The sequence below is a fragment of the Sphingomonas sp. genome, assembly GCF_025353885.1.
Taxonomy (GTDB): Bacteria; Pseudomonadota; Alphaproteobacteria; order Sphingomonadales; family Sphingomonadaceae; genus Sphingomonas_O.
On record NZ_JANXNX010000016.1, the window covers coordinates 20,627 to 37,560 of the forward strand.

A 16,934-nucleotide genomic window follows, 5' to 3' on the forward strand; every position below is an offset into this window, starting at 1 on the left:
TCATTCGCCCAATGATGTCGGTCATTTAACCGGAACAGGCTGGCCGACTAGCGCACCGGTGGCCGTTTGTCAGGCGAGCACGACTGCGGCGACTATGCTCACCCACGGCGTCTCCGATCAAGAGCAGGGTCGGGTCGTCATCGCCAATCGTCCAAACCAGAAAGGGGAGCGAGGCAAGTGTGCCCCGGATCAGCCGTTCGGATTGGAGCGAAACATTGACGGCAACGACAACGGGCGTGTCGGGTCGGCGTCCCCCGTCAATCAGTCTCTGTGCTATCTCGCGGGCGGCGGCGCGGCCCATGTAAACGGCCAGCGTCGCGTTGGTCATGGCCAGCGAGGCCCAATCGAGATCGAGCGTCGCGCCTGCCCGCGCATGGGCCGTCACAAAGATCAAGCTCTGCGCCATGCCCCGTAGCGTCGTCGAAACGCCTGCCGAAGCGGATGCCGCGCTGGCGGCGGTGATCCCGGGGCAGATTTTCACGACGATGCCATGTGATTGCAAATACGCTATTTCCTCTGCGGCGCGCCCGAATATGCCGGGATCGCCGCCCTTCAGGCGAACGACGCGTTTGTCCGCCAGCGCCGCCGTCAGCAGCAGTTCGTTGATGCTTGCCTGATCCTTCGAATGCCGACCGGAACGCTTGCCCACGGCGACGCGCTCGGTCGTCGCAGGGATCAAGGCCAGCACGCCCTGCCCGACCAGCGCGTCGAAGAAAACAATGTCGGCCTCAGACAACAAGCGCTCCGCCTTGCGGGTCAGCAGATCGGGATCACCCGGACCCGCGCCGACCAGCCAGACCTCTCCAAAGCCGATAAATCCATCAGCCATGTGCGTTTACCTCCGTCAGCGCGAGAAGCTGCGCGATTGCCGGGCGACAGGAACCGCAGTTGGTGCCGGCATTGATCGCCTTGCCGACCGCCTCCACCGACGTGAGGGTCTGCGCGACGATAGCGTCGATGATGGTCGTCATCCCGATATCGAAACAGACGCAGACGATCGCGCCACGGTCCGGCGCTGGCTGTGCCGGACGCCCGGCAAGTATTTCCACCATCGATACGCTGCTATCGTCGAGTTGCGCGGCGAGCCACTCGCGTGGCGGCAGTCCGCCGTGGCGCGAAACGAACAATGCCGCCTGTAACTTGCCACCGTTGATCACGGCGGAACGCACGATGCCGCGCCTGGCATCAATCATTTCGGCTCGATCTCCCTCTGGGAGCAATGCCGTGAGCGGTCCGGGATCACCGTCGATCGCAAATTCCATCACCCAACCGTGGGTCGATCGGATACGCGTCCAATAGTTGCAGTCGGGCGAGACGGGTCGATGTCGCGACACCAGAAAGCCCGTCCATTCGGGAACGTAGGGCGCAATCTTTGCGGGGGTATTCTTGAAACCGGGCTGGCCCGAGACGGGGTCGCGGTCTTGCCCGGGCAACAGGCCCGCCCGGCCGCCACCGCTCGTCTGGTCGGTCCAGTGGATCGGTACGAATAGGTCACTGCGACGCTGCCCGGAACTGCTGAGGACCCGAAAGATACTCTTGCCATGCGGTGTCTCGACGAGCGCCAATCCACCTTCAACCAGTCTGGCACGCGACATCGTGTCGGGATGCACTTCGACAAGCGGTTCGCGGCGGTGCTGCGACAGTTTCGGCGAAAGGCCGGTGCGGGTCATCGTATGCCACTGATCGCGATAGCGCCCGGTATTCAGACGAAGCGGATAATGACGGCTATTGTCGGCGCGCCTGGCATAGGTAATCGCGACGAGATTTGCCCTGCCGTTTTGGGTCGCAAACCGCCCCGCTGAAAAGGGCGATGCTCCACCCCATTGAACGGGCTCCATCGCTTCGTATTCGGTGTCACTGATTTCCGCTGCGTTAGAAATATCCAGCAGACGCTGGCCGCCGTTTTCAAAGCCGGTCTGTGCAGCAAACTCACGAAAGATTGTCGCTGCGTTGGGATAATCAAACTCCCGACTCCAGCCCATTCTCCTGCCGACCTCCGAGATAATCCACCAGTCGGCTTTTGCTTCGCCCGGAGCGGCCAGAAACCCCCGCTGGCGGGAAATGCGGCGTTCCGAATTGGTAACGGTGCCGTCCTTTTCGCCCCAGCCCAAGGCGGGCAATCGCACCTGTGCATAGGCCCCGGTGTCGGTGTCGGCGATGCAATCGGAAACCACGACAAACGGGCAATTGGCCAGTCCGATCCGTCCCATATTGGCGTCGGGCATTGATACGGCGGGGTTGGTCGCCATGATCCAGACGGCTTTGATTTTGCCGGCCGCCATCGCTGCGAACAGATCGACGGCTTTCAGGCCGGGCGCTGTGCAGATCGTTGGCGACTGCCAGAACCGTTGGGCACGGTCGCACTCTTCGGGAGAAAAACCCATATGAACAGCGAGCATCGAGGCGAGGCCACCGACCTCGCGCCCGCCCATTGCGTTGGGCTGGCCGGTGATGCTGAACGGGCCGGTTCCGGGTTTGCCGATGCGACCCGTTGCCAGATGGACGTTGATGATCGCATTGGCCTTGTCGGTGCCGCTGGTCGACTGGTTCACGCCCTGACTGAACAAGGTGACGGTTTTCGGGTTGTTTGCGAACAGGTCGTAAAACTGCTGCAGCTGTCGCTCTGAGATATCGCAGGTCGCAGCAACGTCCTCACTGCCGAGGCTCTGCCAGAAATCCGGACCCACTTTGACGTGTTCACCGACATAGCGACCGTCGATCCGCCAGGTGCTGCGCATTTCCTTCATTAAACCGTTGAACAGGCACACGTCGGTATCGGGAGCGATCGCCAGGTGAAGGTCGGCGCAATCTGCGGTTTCGGTGCGGCGCGGGTCGATGACAACCAGCTTGGTCCCGCGTGCTGCGCGCGCGGCTTCGATCTGCTGCCACACGACTGGGTGACACCATGCCGTGTTCGACCCGACAAGGATGATCAAGTCGGCTTCGTCGAGGTCGGAATAGCTGCACGGCACGACATCTTCACCGAAGGCGCGAACATGGGCGGATACGGCACTCGACATGCACAACCGCGAGTTGGTATCGATATTGGCGCTGCCGATGAAACCTTTCATCAGCTTGTTGGCGACGTAATAGTCTTCGGTCAGCAATTGGCCCGAGACGTAGAACGCGACGCTGTCGGGACCTTGTTCGGCGATGATTTCAGCGAAACGACTGGCGACGAGGTCGAGCGCCTCATCCCAGCCGACTTGCCTGGTCCCGATCATCGGATGGAGCAGGCGACCCTCCAGCCCAATCGTTTCGCCAAGATGAGTGCCCTTCGAACAGAGTTTTCCGAAATTGGCCGGATGCTCCTTGTCGCCGGTGATCGTCGCCCTCCGGTCAGCCGTTTGCGTCGCCACGATCCCGCAGCCGACTCCACAATAGGCGCAGGTCGTTCGGATAGGCTTCAAACGACGCTGGCCAAGGCTTCGGCCCGCCCGATCAGGATGCGACCGCCATCGATCTTGACGGGGATGACGGGCACGCAGCCGTCGTCCTCTCCCAAGGCCTTGCCGGTGATCAGCGATATCCTCCAGTTATGCAGCGGACAGGTGACGGTCGTGTCGTGGACGATGCCCTGGCTCAGCGGACCAGCCTTGTGAGGGCATTTGTTCGCGAGCGCATAGACCTCGCCGTTTGCCGTGTGAAAGATCGCGATTTCCTGGCCGCCGGCCACGGGAAGCGTGCGTGCTCCCAGCGCCGGAAGCTGGTCGATCGGGCCGATGTCCAGCCATGTGCCGTTGATCGTCATACCGAAACAAGCTCCTTTGCGACAGGCCGGATTTCGGCGAGATGCTGGTGGAGTTTGTAATCTTCGCCGGCCACGCGCTTCGCCCAGGGGTCGTCCTGCATGAAGCTTTGCGAATGGAGGAACCGTCCGCGCAACGCCTCACGACCTACAGCGTCGTCGACGATCCGCGCTGTGATATAGTCAAGCCCGACCCGTTCCACCCACGGCGCAGTGCGGTCGAGGTACCGCGCTTCCTCCCGGTAAAGCTGAATGAATGCGGCGCAATAATCCATCGCCTCCTGCTCGGTCACGACCTTGCACAACAGGTCGGTCACGCGCACCTTGATCCCCCCGTTGCCACCGATCGACAGTTCGTAACCGCTGTCGACACAGATGATGCCGAAGTCCTTGATCGTCGATTCCGCGCAGTTTCGCGGGCATCCTGATACGGCGATCTTGAACTTGTGCGGCATGAAGCTGCCCCAGGTCATCCGCTCGATCTTGACGCCGAGCCCGGTCGAGTCCTGAGTGCCGAAGCGGCACCAGTCGGAGCCAACGCATGTCTTCACGGTGCGCAATGTCTTGCCATAGGCATGGCCCGAGACCATTCCGGCGGCGTTCAGGTCAGCCCAGACGGCGGGCAAATCCTCTTTCTTGATGCCGAAAATGTCGAGCCGCTGCCCGCCGGTAACCTTGACCAGTGGCGCGTTGAACTTGTCGACGACATCGGCAATCGCCCGCAGTTCGCGCGGGTTGGTGATCCCCCCCCACATCCGGGGAACGACCGAATAGGTGCCGTCCTTCTGGATATTAGCGTGCATCCGTTCGTTGACGAAGCGCGACTGGTTGTCGTCGACATAGTCCCCGGGCCACGCGCAGAGCAGGTAATAATTGAGCGCCGGGCGGCATGACGCGCAGCCGTCGGGTGTCGTCCAATGTAGTTGCTGCATGACTTCGGGAATGAACTTCAGGCCCTTTTCAATAATGTTCCGGCGCACGTCTTCATGCGTGAAGCTGGTGCATTTGCAGACCGTCGAAACGTCGCGCGTCCCGGCATAGGCTTCGCCCATCGTGATCGCGAGCAACCCCTCGACCATGCCGGTGCACGATCCGCACGATGCCGATGCCTTGGTGCAGGCGCGGACGGCATCCAGGGTGCAGGCACCATCGTTAATCGCGGTGACGACCTTGCCCTTGCTCACCCCGTTGCAGCCGCAGACTTCGGCGTCGTCCGCCATGGCCGCGACTGCAACATTAGGGTTTGCCGATGCCCCTCCTCCCGATGCGAATGCCTGTCCAAAGATCAGGGCGTCCCGAATTTCGGAGACGTCCTCTGCGCGCTTTAACAGGTCGAAATACCAATTGCCGTCCTGCGTGTCGCCATAAAGGACCGCGCCGATGAGCTTGTCGTCCTTGACGATGACGCGCTTGTAAACGCCGCGTGAGGCGTCGCGCATGACGATGTCCTCGCACCCCTCCCCGCCCGAAAAGTCGCCAGCGGAAAAGACGTCGATGCCCGAGACCTTGAGCTTCGTCGATGTGACCGAGCCGGTATAGCCGCTGGGTGTCGCGATCAGCCCATCGGCGAGCGAGCGGCACATCTCCCAGATGGGCGCGACGAGGCCGTAGACCAGGCCATTGTGTTCGACGCACTCACCGACCGCGAGGATGTGTTCGTCGGACGTGACCAGATGATCGTCGACATGGATACCACGCCCGATGGCCAGCCCCGCATCGCGCGCGAGTTTTACGTTGGGGCGGATGCCGACCGCCATGACGACCAGCGAGGCGGGAATGTCGCGGCCGTCCTTCAAACGAATCCCCTCGACGCGGCCCTGCCCATAGATTTCGGCGGTGTCGGCACCCGTCAGGATGGTTTGCCCGCGCCCTTCGAGGGCGGCTTTCAACAGGAAACCCGCAGCCTCATCCAGTTGCCGCTCCATGAGGGTCGGCATGATGTGGAGGACAGTGACTTTCATGCCGCGCAACGTCAGGCCGTGGGCGGCCTCCAGCCCCAGCAGTCCGCCGCCGATGACGATGGCTTCTCCTCCGGCATCGGCGGCGCGGAGCATGGCGCCGACATCGTCCATGTCGCGGAAGGTGACGACGCCTTGCAAGTCGTGGCCGGGAACCGGGATGATGAAGGGGTCGGAGCCGGTGGCGAGAATAAGTTTGTCATAATGTTCGGTGCGTCCGGAGCGTGAGTTGACCATCAGGTTTACCCGGTCGATCGCCACCACCGGGTCGCCCGAAACGAGTTCGATGCCGTTGTCCGCATACCAGCCCAGATCGTTTATCACTATGTCTTCAAACGATTTTTCTCCCGCGAGCAGAGGCGACAGCATGATCCGGTTGTAGTTGACACGCGGCTCTGCGCCAAAGATCGTGATGCGGTAGCGGTCGGGGTCGCGCGCCAGGATTTCCTCGACCGCGCGGCACCCGGCCATGCCGTTTCCGATGACGATTAGGTGCGGTTTCCCTGTGGTCATGTTAGATTGCCCATTCGATTGAAGCCCAGAACTTGCTGGTTTCGGTTGCAAAACCATGCGCCTGATAATTTGCGTATTTCAGCGTAAAACTGGTCCGTTTCACCTTTGCGGACGCCGAAACGTCAATTTCGTCGCCATAACGGCGGTCGTTCCGATCGCTGCTGTAGCGATGGTAGATCGCGGCGAGCGAGATCGCATCGAACGGCCCTGAGTTTTTCCACCCGTAGCCGAGCGATCCGTAAATATCCTTCAGGCCGTCGGGCGGGGTGACGAGGAACTTGTCCGCCCAGCCGTTGAACCTGTGCAGGGTCGCCAGCGGTGTCTGAAAACTGGTCAGCGCCACGCCGTTGTCCGCGCCCAGCACTTCGGCACCCGCGCCGATGCTGAATGCCTTGATGCCGAGCCCGAGTTCGCCAGCATAGTAGTTCGCCACATAGCGGTGCGGATTACGCGCATAATCAGTCTGGCGCGCGTAACTGGCCGCATAGGTCAGTTTCAGTGCCGGGCGGATTGCATGGCTTCCCGCAAACCGTCCACCATAAGTCGCGCTGCTAAACCCGAGAACGAGCGGTTCGTCCTGATCGACCAGATAGGTAAATCCGGTCAGGGTTCCGACCTTCGTCTTGAGCGACACATTGGCGAACACGTTATCGCCACCGATCGCCTGATAGCGCGCGGGGCCAAAGCGATTGCCGCCGTCTATCCCCCAAATCGTCCGGTCGGACCAGGAATAGGTCACGTCGGCTTTCAGGTTTGTGACGCCCGACCATTCGACCCGGGCGGCATCGAAGGTCTGTTCGTTATCGCGCCAGCCGACCGAGCCGACGAAACGCTGGTCGTCGAGGTTGATGCGCTGGCGGCCGACGGTAACGACGGTCTTTGGCAAGCCACGATACTGCAATTGCAGGCGGTTCAGTTCGACGTTCTGCGGATCGGCGACGGTCGGAAAACCGGTCCGACCGTTGGTGCCGCTGTTATAATGATTGTCGATCGCGAGCGTGCCTTCGGCTTCGGCGAGGAAGGAAAACACGCCGGTCTTTGCCTCGAACCCGGCGCGCAGCCGTGCGGTTACGGCATCGGCGTCGCGGGTCAGGGGTTCCTGATCGACGTGTTCGTAGCGGAGCCGCGCATCGATGACCGGTTTGATCGTGATGGGATCGGCGAACGCTGGCGTCGCCAGAAGCGCAACCAGCACGAGTGGGAGCGTGAGCGCGCGCATCAGATCCGCGCCCCGACGATGGCCGCGCCCCAGGTGGTGCGCCAGCGTTTCTTGACCGATGTCAGGCCGATCAACGCGACGACGGCCAGTCCTGCAAAAATGAGGAACCCATATTGCGTGCTGCCGGTCAGTTGCTTGGCGATGCCGAGTGACGAGGCGAGGTAGAATCCGCCGACCCCGCCACCAAAGCCGACCAGCCCGGTCATGATGCCGATTTCCTTGCGAAACCGCTGCGGAACGAGCTGAAAAACCGCACCGTTGCCGAAACCGAGCGTTGCCATGACGAGCAGGAACAGGGCGAGCGCCAGAACCAGTGATTTGGGGCCGGTGCTGATCGCGACGAGCGTGACGGCGGCCAGCAGATAAACGCACGTCAGGGTTTTGATTCCCCCGATCCGGTCGGCAACCGCGCCACCGAACGGACGGACGAGCGACCCGGCAAACACGCACGCAGCGGTGCAATATCCGGCGACGATGGGGGTCAGCGCAAAGGTATCGGTGAAGTAGATCGAAAGGCTGGACGACAGGCCGACAAAGCCGCCGAACGTGACGCCATAAAATAGCATAAACCACCATGCGTCCTGGTGTTTCAGGACTTCGAGATAAGCCAGGAGCGGTTTGGGAGCAGGCTGATCCGGCGCATCCTTTGCCATCGCCATGTAGATCAGGAAGACGATGGCCAGCGGGATGCACGCGAGCCCGAGGACCGCATTCCAACCGAACAGCTTGGCCAGAACGGGGGCGAACAGCGCCGCAAAGACCGTGCCCGAATTGCCCATTCCCGCAATGCCCATCGCCTTGCCCTGATGTTCGGGGCCGTACCAGCGCGAGGCCAAGGGGAGAGCAACCGCAAAGCTCGCTCCGGCAAACCCCAGCACCACGCCGATGGCAAGCGTGCCCTGGAAACTGTGAACGCCGAAGAACCAGCCTGTGAGCAACCCGGATATGACGATGAGCTGACCGATCGCGCCCGTCTTTTTCGGCCCGACCTTGTCGACCAGCATGCCGTTGACGAGCCGCAGGACCGCGCCCGCCAGCGTCGGCACCGCGACCATCAACCCTTTTTCAGCAGGCGACAGGCCAAGGTCTTTCGAAATGATCGGCGCGAGTGGTCCGAGCAGCACCCAGACCATGAAAGCCACGTCGAAATACAGGAACGCCGCGATCAGCGTCGGTCGGTGGCCCGATTGCCAGAATGATTTGGTCACTTGGTTTCCCCCTTGAGTGTCGCGCGATTTGGACTTGACGATGCCCCGATGACTGCGCTCCCCTCGCGTGCGTACACGGGGAGGTTGCGAAATTCTGAAACTCGATGGACGTCTCGACGCCGCCTGTGGCCATGCGAGCGAAACCGGCAGGCGCCCTGACAATCAGGATTTTGCCGGCATGTATCTGGCAACGGCGACCGAGCGCGCGACGCATGGTATGGTCGCGGCGGTGGCCGACGGCGTCGGCGGCGCGAAGGGCGGACGCATGGCCGCCGAACTGGCGGTGCGGTCGCTGATCGACGGCCTTTACGACCAGCCCGATACCATCGGCGTGACCGCCGCGGCGATGCGCGTGATGGTCCCCTATAATCGCTGGCTTTGTGCGATGGGACGGACCGACAGCATGACGCACGCCGCGACCACGTTCACCGCCCTGATCCTGAAGGGACGGCGGGGTCATGTGCTGCACGTTGGCGACAGCCGGGCATGGCATTTTCGTGATGGTCGGATGACACAGTTGACCGAGGATCATTGCCGGTCGCATCCCGACCAGCGTCACGTCCTGTACCGGGCAATCGGCATCGAGGACCGGCTGCGGCTGGATCACCATGAAATTCTGCTTGCCGAACATGACCGGCTGTTGCTGACCAGTGACGGGGTTCACGGGACGCTGAGCCAGGCAAGACTGGAAAAACTGCTGGGTCAGCGCGGGTCTGCGGGGGGCGATGCCCAGGCAATTGTCGATGCGGCGCTGGGTGCAGGTTCGCAGGACAATTGCAGTGCGGTGGTGATCGACATCGTCGCCCTGCCCGCGCCTGATTTCGACGCGGTCGCTGGCGATATCGCGCGACTGGATATCAAAGCTCCGCCGCGGGCTGGACAGAGCGTGGACGGGTTCCGGCTGGAGCGATTGCTGTCCGACGGACGCTATACGCGACTGTTCGATGCCGTCGATACGGTCAGCGGGCAGCGCGTGGTCATCAAGTTTCCGAAGCCCGAACTGTTGTCCGAAGGCGGTGCGCGATCCGCCTTCGCACGCGAGATGCTGGTCGGCGCGCGAATTTCCAGTCCGTTCGTCGGCGGCGTCGTTGCCGTCTCGCCCGAACGCCAGACCAGGCTTTACGGGGTGCAGCCGTTTTACGACGGGGTGACTTTGGAGGAGCGACTTGCGCGCGTCGTGCCCTTGCGTGAGGGGCTGGGCATTGCGGTCAAACTGGCGCGCGGTATCGCTGCGCTTCACAAGCTCGACATCGTTCATCGCGACGTGAAGCCGGAGAATGTCATTCTGACCGTCGACGGTGGCTTGAAGCTGATCGATCTGGGCGTTGCGCGGCTGCCGCGGATCGAGGAGTTTGCCGAGTGCGAAATCCCCGGAACGCCCGGCTATCTGGCGCCCGAGATGTTCGGCGGCAACGCGGGCGACGCCGCGACCGACCAGTTCGCGCTGGGGGTTTGTTTGTGGCGCGTGTTCGCAGGGCGTTTCCCCTATGGCGAGGGAGAGGCGTTCAGCCATCCGCGTTTCGGACAGATCGAGCCGCCGTCGCGCCATCGTGCCGAATTGCCCGCGTGGCTCGACGCCGTGCTGACGCGGAGTGTTGCTGTCGATCCGGGCGAGCGGTTCGGCGACGTCGTTGAGCTTGTCCGCGCGCTGGAGGGCGGGGCCGCCGTTGCGCGGATCGGCGTGCGTGCCGTGCCGTGGATCGAGCGCAATCCCGTGCGGTTCTGGCAGATCGCTGCCCTGATACTGGGGGTTGGATTCATCGTCGCGATCTTGACCGGCCACAGGTGAGCATGTGCTGGTCGAGCCCCTGCTTTCCTGTGTCGGTCGTATCGTCCGCATTGGAATCTCCAGTCTGCGCAAAACACAAAAAAGCCGTCGCGAACCCCGATTGATCGGAGGTCGGACGGCGACATTGCCTGATGCTGTTGATGCTGCCGGGCGCTGCGCTTCGTTGCGCGGCGTTTGGCTATGACGGTTAGGTTACGGTGATTCGGTCCAGTTGCAAGTGCGAATTTTGCAATGCAGCAATGTCGGCCTCAGCCAGACCTAACCGGTCGTCCGGAGATAGCCCATCAGATCTTCCGGATCGAAACTGCGCCCGTCGAAGAACCGGTCTGGTCCCAGGATCAACCGCCCCTGCGTCGTGCCGACGCCGGTCGGTCCGTCGATACTGCCTTCCAGTTTGGAGCTTGCTCCCGGCAGCGGAACGCCCAGGGGACGGAGCGCGGCGCGGTAGCTGTCGGGGCGGAACACGCCCTGTGCGCGGACGTAATCCTGCGCGTTGGCGACGGCATGACCGGCCAGGCACATCTGCGCATAGAGCCATGCCGCCTGGCTGACCCACGGGAAATTTGCGGCCTCCCGGTGCTGGAACATGAAGTCGGGTGTCGGGACCGGGGCAAATCCCTTTGCATAGGTGATCTGGTCGGACACCGCGCCGCGAATCAGCGCGGCGGAGTTGTCGAGATATTCGGGGCGGGCCAGAATGTCGCAGATCGCGTCGAGGCGTTCGGGCTGCACGAAAGCGGCGCCGGCGCGGTAGAGGGCACGGATGAGGGCGTTGGCGATTTCGCGGTCGGCGTTCATCCGGTCGGTGCGCATGGCAAGAACTTTTTCGACGCCGCGCAACCAGATTTGCGAGGTGACGGCGACAATGACGCCGACGCCGCGATCGACCGCGACGCTGTTCCATGGCTCACCGACGCAGATGCCGTCGATCTCGCCATTGGAAAGCGCATCGGCGGCGAACGGGGGCGCGACGGTGACGATCTCGACATCGGTTTCGGGCGAGATGCCGCTGCCGCGCAGCCAGTATCGCAGCATATAATCGTGGCTGGAATAGCGGTGGACGACGCCGAAGCGCAATTTGCGGGGGGATGTCTCAACGGCTTCGGCAAGGCGCAGGCCGACGGCTCGGGCGTCGCCGGGCTGACCGACTGTGGTGATCTGCGCGGCGAGATCGGGGCGAACGGTGATGGCGTTGCCGTTCAGGCCAAGCACGAACGGCACCGAGAGCGCGGCGGGCGGACGGCCGAGGCCCAGCGTTGTCGCGATCGCGAGCGGTGCCAGCAGGTGCGCGGCGTCGCTGTGGCCATAGAGCAGCCGGTCGGCGACCGTCGCCCAGCTCATGTCGCGGACGAGGATCAGGTCGATCCCCTCCTCCTCGGCAAACCCGAGTTCGCGGGCGAGAATGGGCAGCGCTGCATCGACGAGCGGCAGAAATCCGATGCGGAACGGGATGAGGCTCATAGGTCTCCCAGCAATGTGTCGGCGGTCAGGAGCGCATCGGCGACGTCGACGATGCGGCGACCGCTGTCCATCGCCGCCTTGCGGAGAGCGGCATAGGCGGCAGGTTCGTCGATGTTGCGTTTGCGCACAAGGAGCGCCTTGGCGCGGTCGATCGTTTTGTGATCGGCCAGGGCACCGCGCGCTTCGTCGAGTTCGGTGCGGAGGCGGGCAAAGGCGTTGAAGCGGCGGATCGCGAGTTCGAGGATCGGCTTGATCCGTTCCTTTTTCAGGCCATCGACGACATAGGCGGAGACGCCGGCATCGATGGCGGCCTCGATCCCCGCAGTGTCGCTCTGGTCGACGAACATGGCGACCGGGCGGGCCATCGCGCGGGACAAAGCGAACAGCTCCTCCAATTCGTCGCGGTGGGGGTTGGACAGGTTGATGAGAACGACATCGGGAGAGAATCTTTCGAGTTTCGCGGCAATGCCCTGGCGATCGGCGAAAATCGCAACGTCGGTCAGAGCGGCTTCGCGCAACCCCTCCTCGATCACGGCCGCACGGGCGGCACTTTCATCGACAATAGCGATTCGCAAAGCCGACCCCCATCATTGGTGCCCCGAGAGAGACTCGAACTCCCGACCTGTGGTTTAGGAAACCATTGCTCTGTCCTGCTGAGCTACCGGGGCACGAGGTCGCTCGTAACGGCGACGACCCCGCACGGTCAATTGCGCTTTTCGGGCGGGATCACCGGAAAGGGGAGCGCGACGGCGGCGATGCCGTCTTCGCGCAGGGCGGTCGCTTCGCTGGGCGTCGCGGTGCCGTGGATCGTCGCGGGAGCGGTGTCGCCTTCCGCCATTGACCGCGCCCGTTCGGCAAAGGCGCTACCAACCCATTGCGAACCTTTCAGCATCGTGGCCTGCATCGTCGCCAGCCGGGTCATCGCCTCAGCCGGAGTCGGCGAACCCCGTGCCATCGACGCCTTTGCGGCGATGCGGGGGGCCATCACGGCCTTGCCGACGTCCGCCGACCCGCAGAACGGACAATTGACATGGCCCGCCGCGCATTGAGCCTCGTACGCGGTCGTGCTGGCAAACCACGCCTCAAAGCCATGGGCGTTTTCACATTGCAGGTCGAAGACGATCATGACGCGACGACCGGACCGATCGCCCGGCGATGGTCGATCGCGGGAATGCGCGCTCGCACCCTCGACACGTCGTCGAGGTCGAGTTCGCAGAACCCCAGCCCCGTTTCGGTTCCCATGTCGAGTAACACATTCCCCCACGGATCGACGACGAGCGAATGACCAAACGTCTCTCGCCCATCCTCGTGCAGGCCGGTTTGCGCGGCGCCAATTACGAACGCCCCGGCCTCGACCGCGCGCGCCCGCAGCAATAGGTGCCAATGCGCCTGTCCGGTCGGCACGGTGAACGCTGCCGGAACCGTCAGGATCGTCGCGCCCGCCCCGGTCAGCGCGCCATAGAGCGCAGGAAACCGGATGTCGTAACAGATCGTCAGGCCCATTGCGCCCAGCCGAGTCTGCGCGACCACCGCCCGTTCGCCCGGCGCATAGGCGGCGGATTCGCGCCAGCTTTCTCCGGTCGGCAGATCGACGTCGAACAGGTGGATCTTGTCATAGCGTGCAACGATGGCCCCCGTCGCATCGATGATGAAACTGCGGTTGACCAGCCTGCCGTCCTCACGCGAACCAGCAATCGCCAGCGAGCCGATCGATACCCATAGGCCCAGTCGCGCCGCTGCCGCCCGGACGTCGCGCAACACGACATCCTCATCCTCGGTACGAACACTGGCGCGTCCGCGCACGCGATCGCGGTCGATCAGCCCACACATTTCAGGGCTGAACAGCATCGCCGCGCCACCCCGTCCCGCCTGCGTCATCGCATCGACGATGATGCGCGCGTTCGCTGCCGGGTCGATGCCCGACGTCATTTGCAGGACAGCGGTTTTCATGCGTTCGTCAGGCCGCCAGCAGGGCGTCGAGCTGGCCTGAGCGATCGAGCGCAGCCAGATCGTCCGAACCGCCGATATGCCGATCGTCGATGAAAATCTGGGGCACCGTGGTACGACCGTTGGCGCGCGCGATCATTTCGGCACGATCGGGCCCGCCCATTGAAATATCGGTCTCCTGCACGGTCGCGCCCTTGGCATCCAACAGCGCCAGCGCGCGATGGCAATAGGGGCAGAACTGCTTGGTATAGACCTGTATCTTCGGCAAGATCCTGACACTCCTTTAAGGACATGAAACTGTGATCGCGCACGGCTGTTGTCAATCGGCGGGGATCACGCGGGCCCAGCAAACGACGGTGACGCGGCCCGCGCCCGCCTTTTTCAGGGCACGCGCGCAGGCATCGGCGGTGGCCCCGGTCGTGAACACGTCGTCGACCAGATACACCGCCTGCCCCTCCAGCCGCGCCGTCGTGGCGAACGCCGACGACACCGTCCGCCGCCGTTCCGCCCCATTCATCCCGCGCAAGGCGGGAGTCGCGCGAACCCGGACGAGCAGGTCGGGCAGACAGGGCACCCCCTGCCGGCGGGCCAGCGCGGTGCCGACGGCGTGCGACTGGTTGAAACCACGCGACCAGATCCGCCACCTGTGGAGTGGGACAGGCACGAAAACTGCCCCCTCATGCTTTGCAGAAAGGCGCGGCGACAGGACGGTCGCGATCGTCCGGGCCAAGCCGGTGCGCCGCCCGTATTTCAGTTTTAACGCTACCCGCCGTGCGATCTCTCCATAGGCGACCGCCGCGATTACCCCGTCGAACAACGGCGGCTGCCCCAGGCACGACGCGCAGGTCATCCCCACTCCCAACGCCATTGGGATCGAACAGCGCGCGCAGCCCGGCGCGGTCAGGAAATCCAGCATCCCCCAGCACGGTGAGCAAAAGCGGTGATCCGCCTCGACCACCGCCCCGCAACCCGGACACCGCGGGGGCAGGACATAGTCGATCAGCGGTCGCGCAAACGTCATGGCCCCAAACACCCGTCCTTGTCGGCGTTGCCGAACATGGGCACAAGCGACTTTGTGACCGCCGCCCCGCCTGAACTGTTCGACCGCACCGCGCGCGCGCTGCGGCGTGACCGGACCGCAACCTTGCCCGAGGCGTTTTTTACTGGCCTGATCATCGACGAATTGCTGGATCGCCTGGCCACAGTGAAGCGCGGTTTTGGCACCGCGCTGGTCATCGGGGCCGAGCCGCGACTGGTGGCGAGCGTCACCGCGCTGGGTATCGCGGTTCAGGTTGTGGACCCCTCCGGGCTGCGCGCATCGCGGTTTGGCGGGTTAGCCGTTGAGGAAGATCGCCTGCCCTTTGCCGCTGAATCCTTTGATCTTGTGCTGGTCGCAGGGCTGCTCGACACCGTGGCCGACTTGCCCGGGGCGCTCGTGCTGATCCGCCGTGCCCTGAAACCCGATGGCCTGTTTCTCGGCTGCATGGCAGCCGCACCCAGCCTGCCGAGCGCGCGCGCGGCCATTGCCGCCGCCGACGCCGTGGGTGGGGCCAGCGTTGCCCGCCTGCACCCACAAGTCGATGTCGCGTCGGCAGGCGACCTGCTGGTCCGCGCCGGCTTTGCCCTGAGCGTCGCCGATCTCGACAGCTTCGATCTCAGCTATCGCTCGTTCGGTGGCCTTATCGACGATCTCCGCGCTGCCGCTGCGACCAACGTCCTGGCCCAGCGCCACGGCGTCACGCGCGCCTGGCTGGCGGCGGCCAGCGCGGCGTTCATGGCGCGCGCGGAGGCCAATGGCCGTGTCCGCGAAACCGTCAGCATTGTTACGCTGACCGGGTGGGCGCCCTCCCCCGACCAGCCCAGGCCCGCGGCACGCGGCAGCGGCACGACCTCGCTTGCCGCTGCGCTGACAAGGCGCGACTAGAGCAGTTTTTCGAGCGCGGTGATTAGCGGCAGATCGGCGGGCGGCATCGCTAACTGGCGCAGTTCGAACAGCGTCACCCATCGCAATTCTGTTGCGTGAAGCGGTTTCGGCACGTCCGTCCAGCCCCTGCATAGATATAGGAGCAGGATCAAATGCCGTTCGCCCAGCGCCTCGCTGGCAAAGGCGGCGGCCGTCAGATCGGGGGCGCTGACCTCTATCCCCAATTCCTCCCGGAGTTCGCGCACCAGCGCAAGTTCGGGGCTTTCGCCGCTTTCAGGCTTGCCGCCGGGGAATTCCCAAAGCCCCGCCAACGATTTGCCCGGCGGGCGGCGCTGCACCAGCACCCTGCCCTCGCCATCGACCAGCGCCGCGGCAACCACCAGCAGGGTGTCGGTTACCTTCTGTTCCGCCTGGGTAAGGACTTTCTTAACTCCGCGCGCCTTAGTTGATGTTTGACCCTTAGGGGGACAACGGGACCGGGGACAAGGCGATGTTGGTTTTAATGAGAGCGCTTCGGCGCAATACAAAAGGAGGGACCGCAATCGAGTATGGCTTGATTGCGGCGCTCGTCGTTATTGGTATGATCACGGCGTTAACTGCTTTTGCTAATGTATCGATAAGTATGTGGAACAACATCTCCACTAAAGTAACATCGACTTCGTGATCTTATCTGTCGTCGGCATTAAGTAATTAGAAACTTCTACCCAATAATACGAAAAACACTGAACGCGTTTAGGCGGGGACAGTCGGGAAGTTAGAGACACTCACAGGAGACCAGTTATGACATTCGTTCGCAAAATGCTGAAGAACAACAAGGGCGCCACCGCAATCGAGTATGGCCTGATTGCCGCTCTGATCGCCGTCGCTGCCATCACTGCAATGTCGGCGCTGGGTTCGCAGCTGACCAAGACGTTCCGTAACGTCTCGTCGGGCATGAGCGCAGCTGGCTGATTTGTCTGGTCCATCCTCACGGGTGGTCCAAGCAATCTGTTAGAAGTTTCGGGCGGCAAACTCCGGTTTGTCGCCCGAAATGTTTGTGGGTCAATGACGGACTGATGGCAGGTGTCGGCGGCATCGGCGTTGCCGGGGAGACGCGGGCTGGAAATCATTATCCGAGCCCTCCCCGTCACCCCGGCGCAGGCCGGGGCCTATACGGGCGTCCGACAG

At 63.2% G+C, this 16,934-nt stretch carries 17 protein-coding genes and 1 tRNA gene; 4 read left to right on the forward strand and 14 right to left on the reverse strand.

The window, feature by feature from the left end; genetic code table 11:
* Positions 1–25 precede the first annotated feature (25 nt).
* From cobA to Q0R02_RS02180, 6 genes are read right to left on the reverse strand one after another with little or no spacing between them, the layout of a single operon-like run.
* The gene (gene cobA, locus Q0R02_RS02155; protein ID WP_293880398.1) at positions 26–829 is read right to left on the reverse strand and encodes a uroporphyrinogen-III C-methyltransferase; all 804 of its coding nucleotides are present in this window, start codon (positions 827–829) and stop codon (positions 26–28) included.
* Positions 822–3,410 carry a nitrate reductase gene (locus Q0R02_RS02160; protein WP_293880400.1) on the reverse strand — a complete coding sequence of 863 codons (2,589 nt, stop codon included), beginning with the start codon at positions 3,408–3,410 and terminating at the stop codon, positions 822–824. Before Q0R02_RS02160 ends, cobA begins: the two co-directional genes overlap by 8 nt.
* Positions 3,407–3,751 (reverse strand): nitrite reductase small subunit NirD, encoded by a 345-nt coding sequence (gene nirD, locus Q0R02_RS02165; protein ID WP_293880402.1) that lies wholly within the window; start codon positions 3,749–3,751, stop codon positions 3,407–3,409. The genes Q0R02_RS02160 and nirD overlap by 4 nt, the downstream gene beginning before the upstream one ends.
* Positions 3,748–6,219 (reverse strand): nitrite reductase large subunit NirB, encoded by a 2,472-nt coding sequence (nirB, locus tag Q0R02_RS02170; RefSeq protein WP_293880404.1) that lies wholly within the window; start codon positions 6,217–6,219, stop codon positions 3,748–3,750. Before nirB ends, nirD begins: the two co-directional genes overlap by 4 nt.
* A gap of 1 nt (position 6,220) precedes the next feature.
* Positions 6,221–7,438, reverse strand: coding sequence for an alginate export family protein (locus tag Q0R02_RS02175; protein WP_293880406.1), 1,218 nt, complete (start codon positions 7,436–7,438; stop codon positions 6,221–6,223).
* Positions 7,438–8,646, reverse strand: coding sequence for a NarK/NasA family nitrate transporter (locus Q0R02_RS02180; protein WP_293880407.1), 1,209 nt, complete (start codon positions 8,644–8,646; stop codon positions 7,438–7,440). Before Q0R02_RS02180 ends, Q0R02_RS02175 begins: the two co-directional genes overlap by 1 nt.
* A gap of 67 nt (positions 8,647–8,713) precedes the next feature.
* Here Q0R02_RS02180 and Q0R02_RS02185 point away from each other — a divergent pair, with 67 nt between their 5' ends.
* Positions 8,714–10,435: a bifunctional protein-serine/threonine kinase/phosphatase gene (locus Q0R02_RS02185; protein WP_293880408.1), complete on the forward strand. Its 1,722-nt coding sequence runs from the start codon at positions 8,714–8,716 to the stop codon at positions 10,433–10,435.
* Positions 10,436–10,693: 258 nt separating this feature from the next.
* Here Q0R02_RS02185 and Q0R02_RS02190 read toward each other — a convergent pair whose 3' ends face one another.
* From Q0R02_RS02190 to Q0R02_RS02220, 7 genes are all read right to left on the reverse strand, one after another.
* Complete coding sequence (locus tag Q0R02_RS02190) at positions 10,694–11,896, reverse strand: ABC transporter substrate-binding protein (protein WP_293880410.1); 1,203 nt, start codon at positions 11,894–11,896, stop codon at positions 10,694–10,696.
* Positions 11,893–12,471, reverse strand: coding sequence for an ANTAR domain-containing response regulator (locus tag Q0R02_RS02195; protein WP_293880412.1), 579 nt, complete (start codon positions 12,469–12,471; stop codon positions 11,893–11,895). Before Q0R02_RS02195 ends, Q0R02_RS02190 begins: the two co-directional genes overlap by 4 nt.
* Before the next feature lie 16 nt (positions 12,472–12,487).
* Positions 12,488–12,564 (reverse strand) — tRNA-Arg (locus tag Q0R02_RS02200).
* Positions 12,565–12,599: 35 nt separating this feature from the next.
* On the reverse strand, positions 12,600–13,022 hold the full coding sequence (locus tag Q0R02_RS02205; RefSeq protein ID WP_293880414.1) for a DUF1178 family protein: 423 nt from the start codon (positions 13,020–13,022) through the stop codon (positions 12,600–12,602).
* Positions 13,019–13,846: a carbon-nitrogen hydrolase family protein gene (locus tag Q0R02_RS02210; protein WP_293880416.1), complete on the reverse strand. Its 828-nt coding sequence runs from the start codon at positions 13,844–13,846 to the stop codon at positions 13,019–13,021. Before Q0R02_RS02210 ends, Q0R02_RS02205 begins: the two co-directional genes overlap by 4 nt.
* A gap of 7 nt (positions 13,847–13,853) precedes the next feature.
* Positions 13,854–14,111: a glutaredoxin 3 gene (grxC, locus tag Q0R02_RS02215; RefSeq protein ID WP_293880418.1), complete on the reverse strand. Its 258-nt coding sequence runs from the start codon at positions 14,109–14,111 to the stop codon at positions 13,854–13,856.
* Positions 14,112–14,162: 51 nt separating this feature from the next.
* Positions 14,163–14,864 (reverse strand): ComF family protein, encoded by a 702-nt coding sequence (locus Q0R02_RS02220; RefSeq protein ID WP_293880420.1) that lies wholly within the window; start codon positions 14,862–14,864, stop codon positions 14,163–14,165.
* Between the two features lie 36 nt (positions 14,865–14,900).
* Here Q0R02_RS02220 and Q0R02_RS02225 point away from each other — a divergent pair, with 36 nt between their 5' ends.
* Positions 14,901–15,767, forward strand: coding sequence for a methyltransferase domain-containing protein (locus Q0R02_RS02225; RefSeq protein ID WP_293880422.1), 867 nt, complete (start codon positions 14,901–14,903; stop codon positions 15,765–15,767).
* On the opposite strand, the gene Q0R02_RS02230 is transcribed toward Q0R02_RS02225, so the two are convergent.
* Positions 15,764–16,153 (reverse strand): (deoxy)nucleoside triphosphate pyrophosphohydrolase, encoded by a 390-nt coding sequence (locus Q0R02_RS02230; RefSeq protein ID WP_293880430.1) that lies wholly within the window; start codon positions 16,151–16,153, stop codon positions 15,764–15,766. The two genes, Q0R02_RS02225 and Q0R02_RS02230, sit on opposite strands and share 4 nt — an antisense overlap.
* 116 nt (positions 16,154–16,269) lie before the next feature.
* Here Q0R02_RS02230 and Q0R02_RS02235 point away from each other — a divergent pair, with 116 nt between their 5' ends.
* Both Q0R02_RS02235 and Q0R02_RS02240 read left to right on the forward strand, forming a co-directional pair.
* Positions 16,270–16,431 carry a Flp family type IVb pilin gene (locus Q0R02_RS02235; RefSeq protein WP_293880424.1) on the forward strand — a complete coding sequence of 54 codons (162 nt, stop codon included), beginning with the start codon at positions 16,270–16,272 and terminating at the stop codon, positions 16,429–16,431.
* A gap of 116 nt (positions 16,432–16,547) precedes the next feature.
* Positions 16,548–16,718, forward strand: coding sequence for a Flp family type IVb pilin (locus tag Q0R02_RS02240; protein WP_293880426.1), 171 nt, complete (start codon positions 16,548–16,550; stop codon positions 16,716–16,718).
* Positions 16,719–16,934 lie beyond the last annotated feature (216 nt).

Excerpts from the sequence above, each read along its gene's own strand:
- Q0R02_RS02210 (WP_293880416.1), bottom strand. The coding sequence starts at position 13,846 with ATGAAAACCGCTGTCCTGCAAATGACGTCGGGCATCGACCCGGCAGCG.
- nirB (WP_293880404.1), bottom strand. The coding sequence starts at position 6,219 with ATGACCACAGGGAAACCGCACCTAATCGTCATCGGAAACGGCATGGCC.
- Q0R02_RS02205 (WP_293880414.1), bottom strand. The coding sequence starts at position 13,022 with ATGATCGTCTTCGACCTGCAATGTGAAAACGCCCATGGCTTTGAGGCG.
- Q0R02_RS02225 (WP_293880422.1), top strand. The coding sequence starts at position 14,901 with ATGGGCACAAGCGACTTTGTGACCGCCGCCCCGCCTGAACTGTTCGAC.
- Q0R02_RS02220 (WP_293880420.1), bottom strand. The coding sequence starts at position 14,864 with ATGACGTTTGCGCGACCGCTGATCGACTATGTCCTGCCCCCGCGGTGT.
- Q0R02_RS02235 (WP_293880424.1), top strand. The coding sequence starts at position 16,270 with ATGAGAGCGCTTCGGCGCAATACAAAAGGAGGGACCGCAATCGAGTAT.
- Q0R02_RS02190 (WP_293880410.1), bottom strand. The coding sequence starts at position 11,896 with ATGAGCCTCATCCCGTTCCGCATCGGATTTCTGCCGCTCGTCGATGCA.
- cobA (WP_293880398.1), bottom strand. The coding sequence starts at position 829 with ATGGCTGATGGATTTATCGGCTTTGGAGAGGTCTGGCTGGTCGGCGCG.
- Q0R02_RS02175 (WP_293880406.1), bottom strand. The coding sequence starts at position 7,438 with ATGCGCGCGCTCACGCTCCCACTCGTGCTGGTTGCGCTTCTGGCGACG.
- Q0R02_RS02240 (WP_293880426.1), top strand. The coding sequence starts at position 16,548 with ATGACATTCGTTCGCAAAATGCTGAAGAACAACAAGGGCGCCACCGCA.
- nirD (WP_293880402.1), bottom strand. The coding sequence starts at position 3,751 with ATGACGATCAACGGCACATGGCTGGACATCGGCCCGATCGACCAGCTT.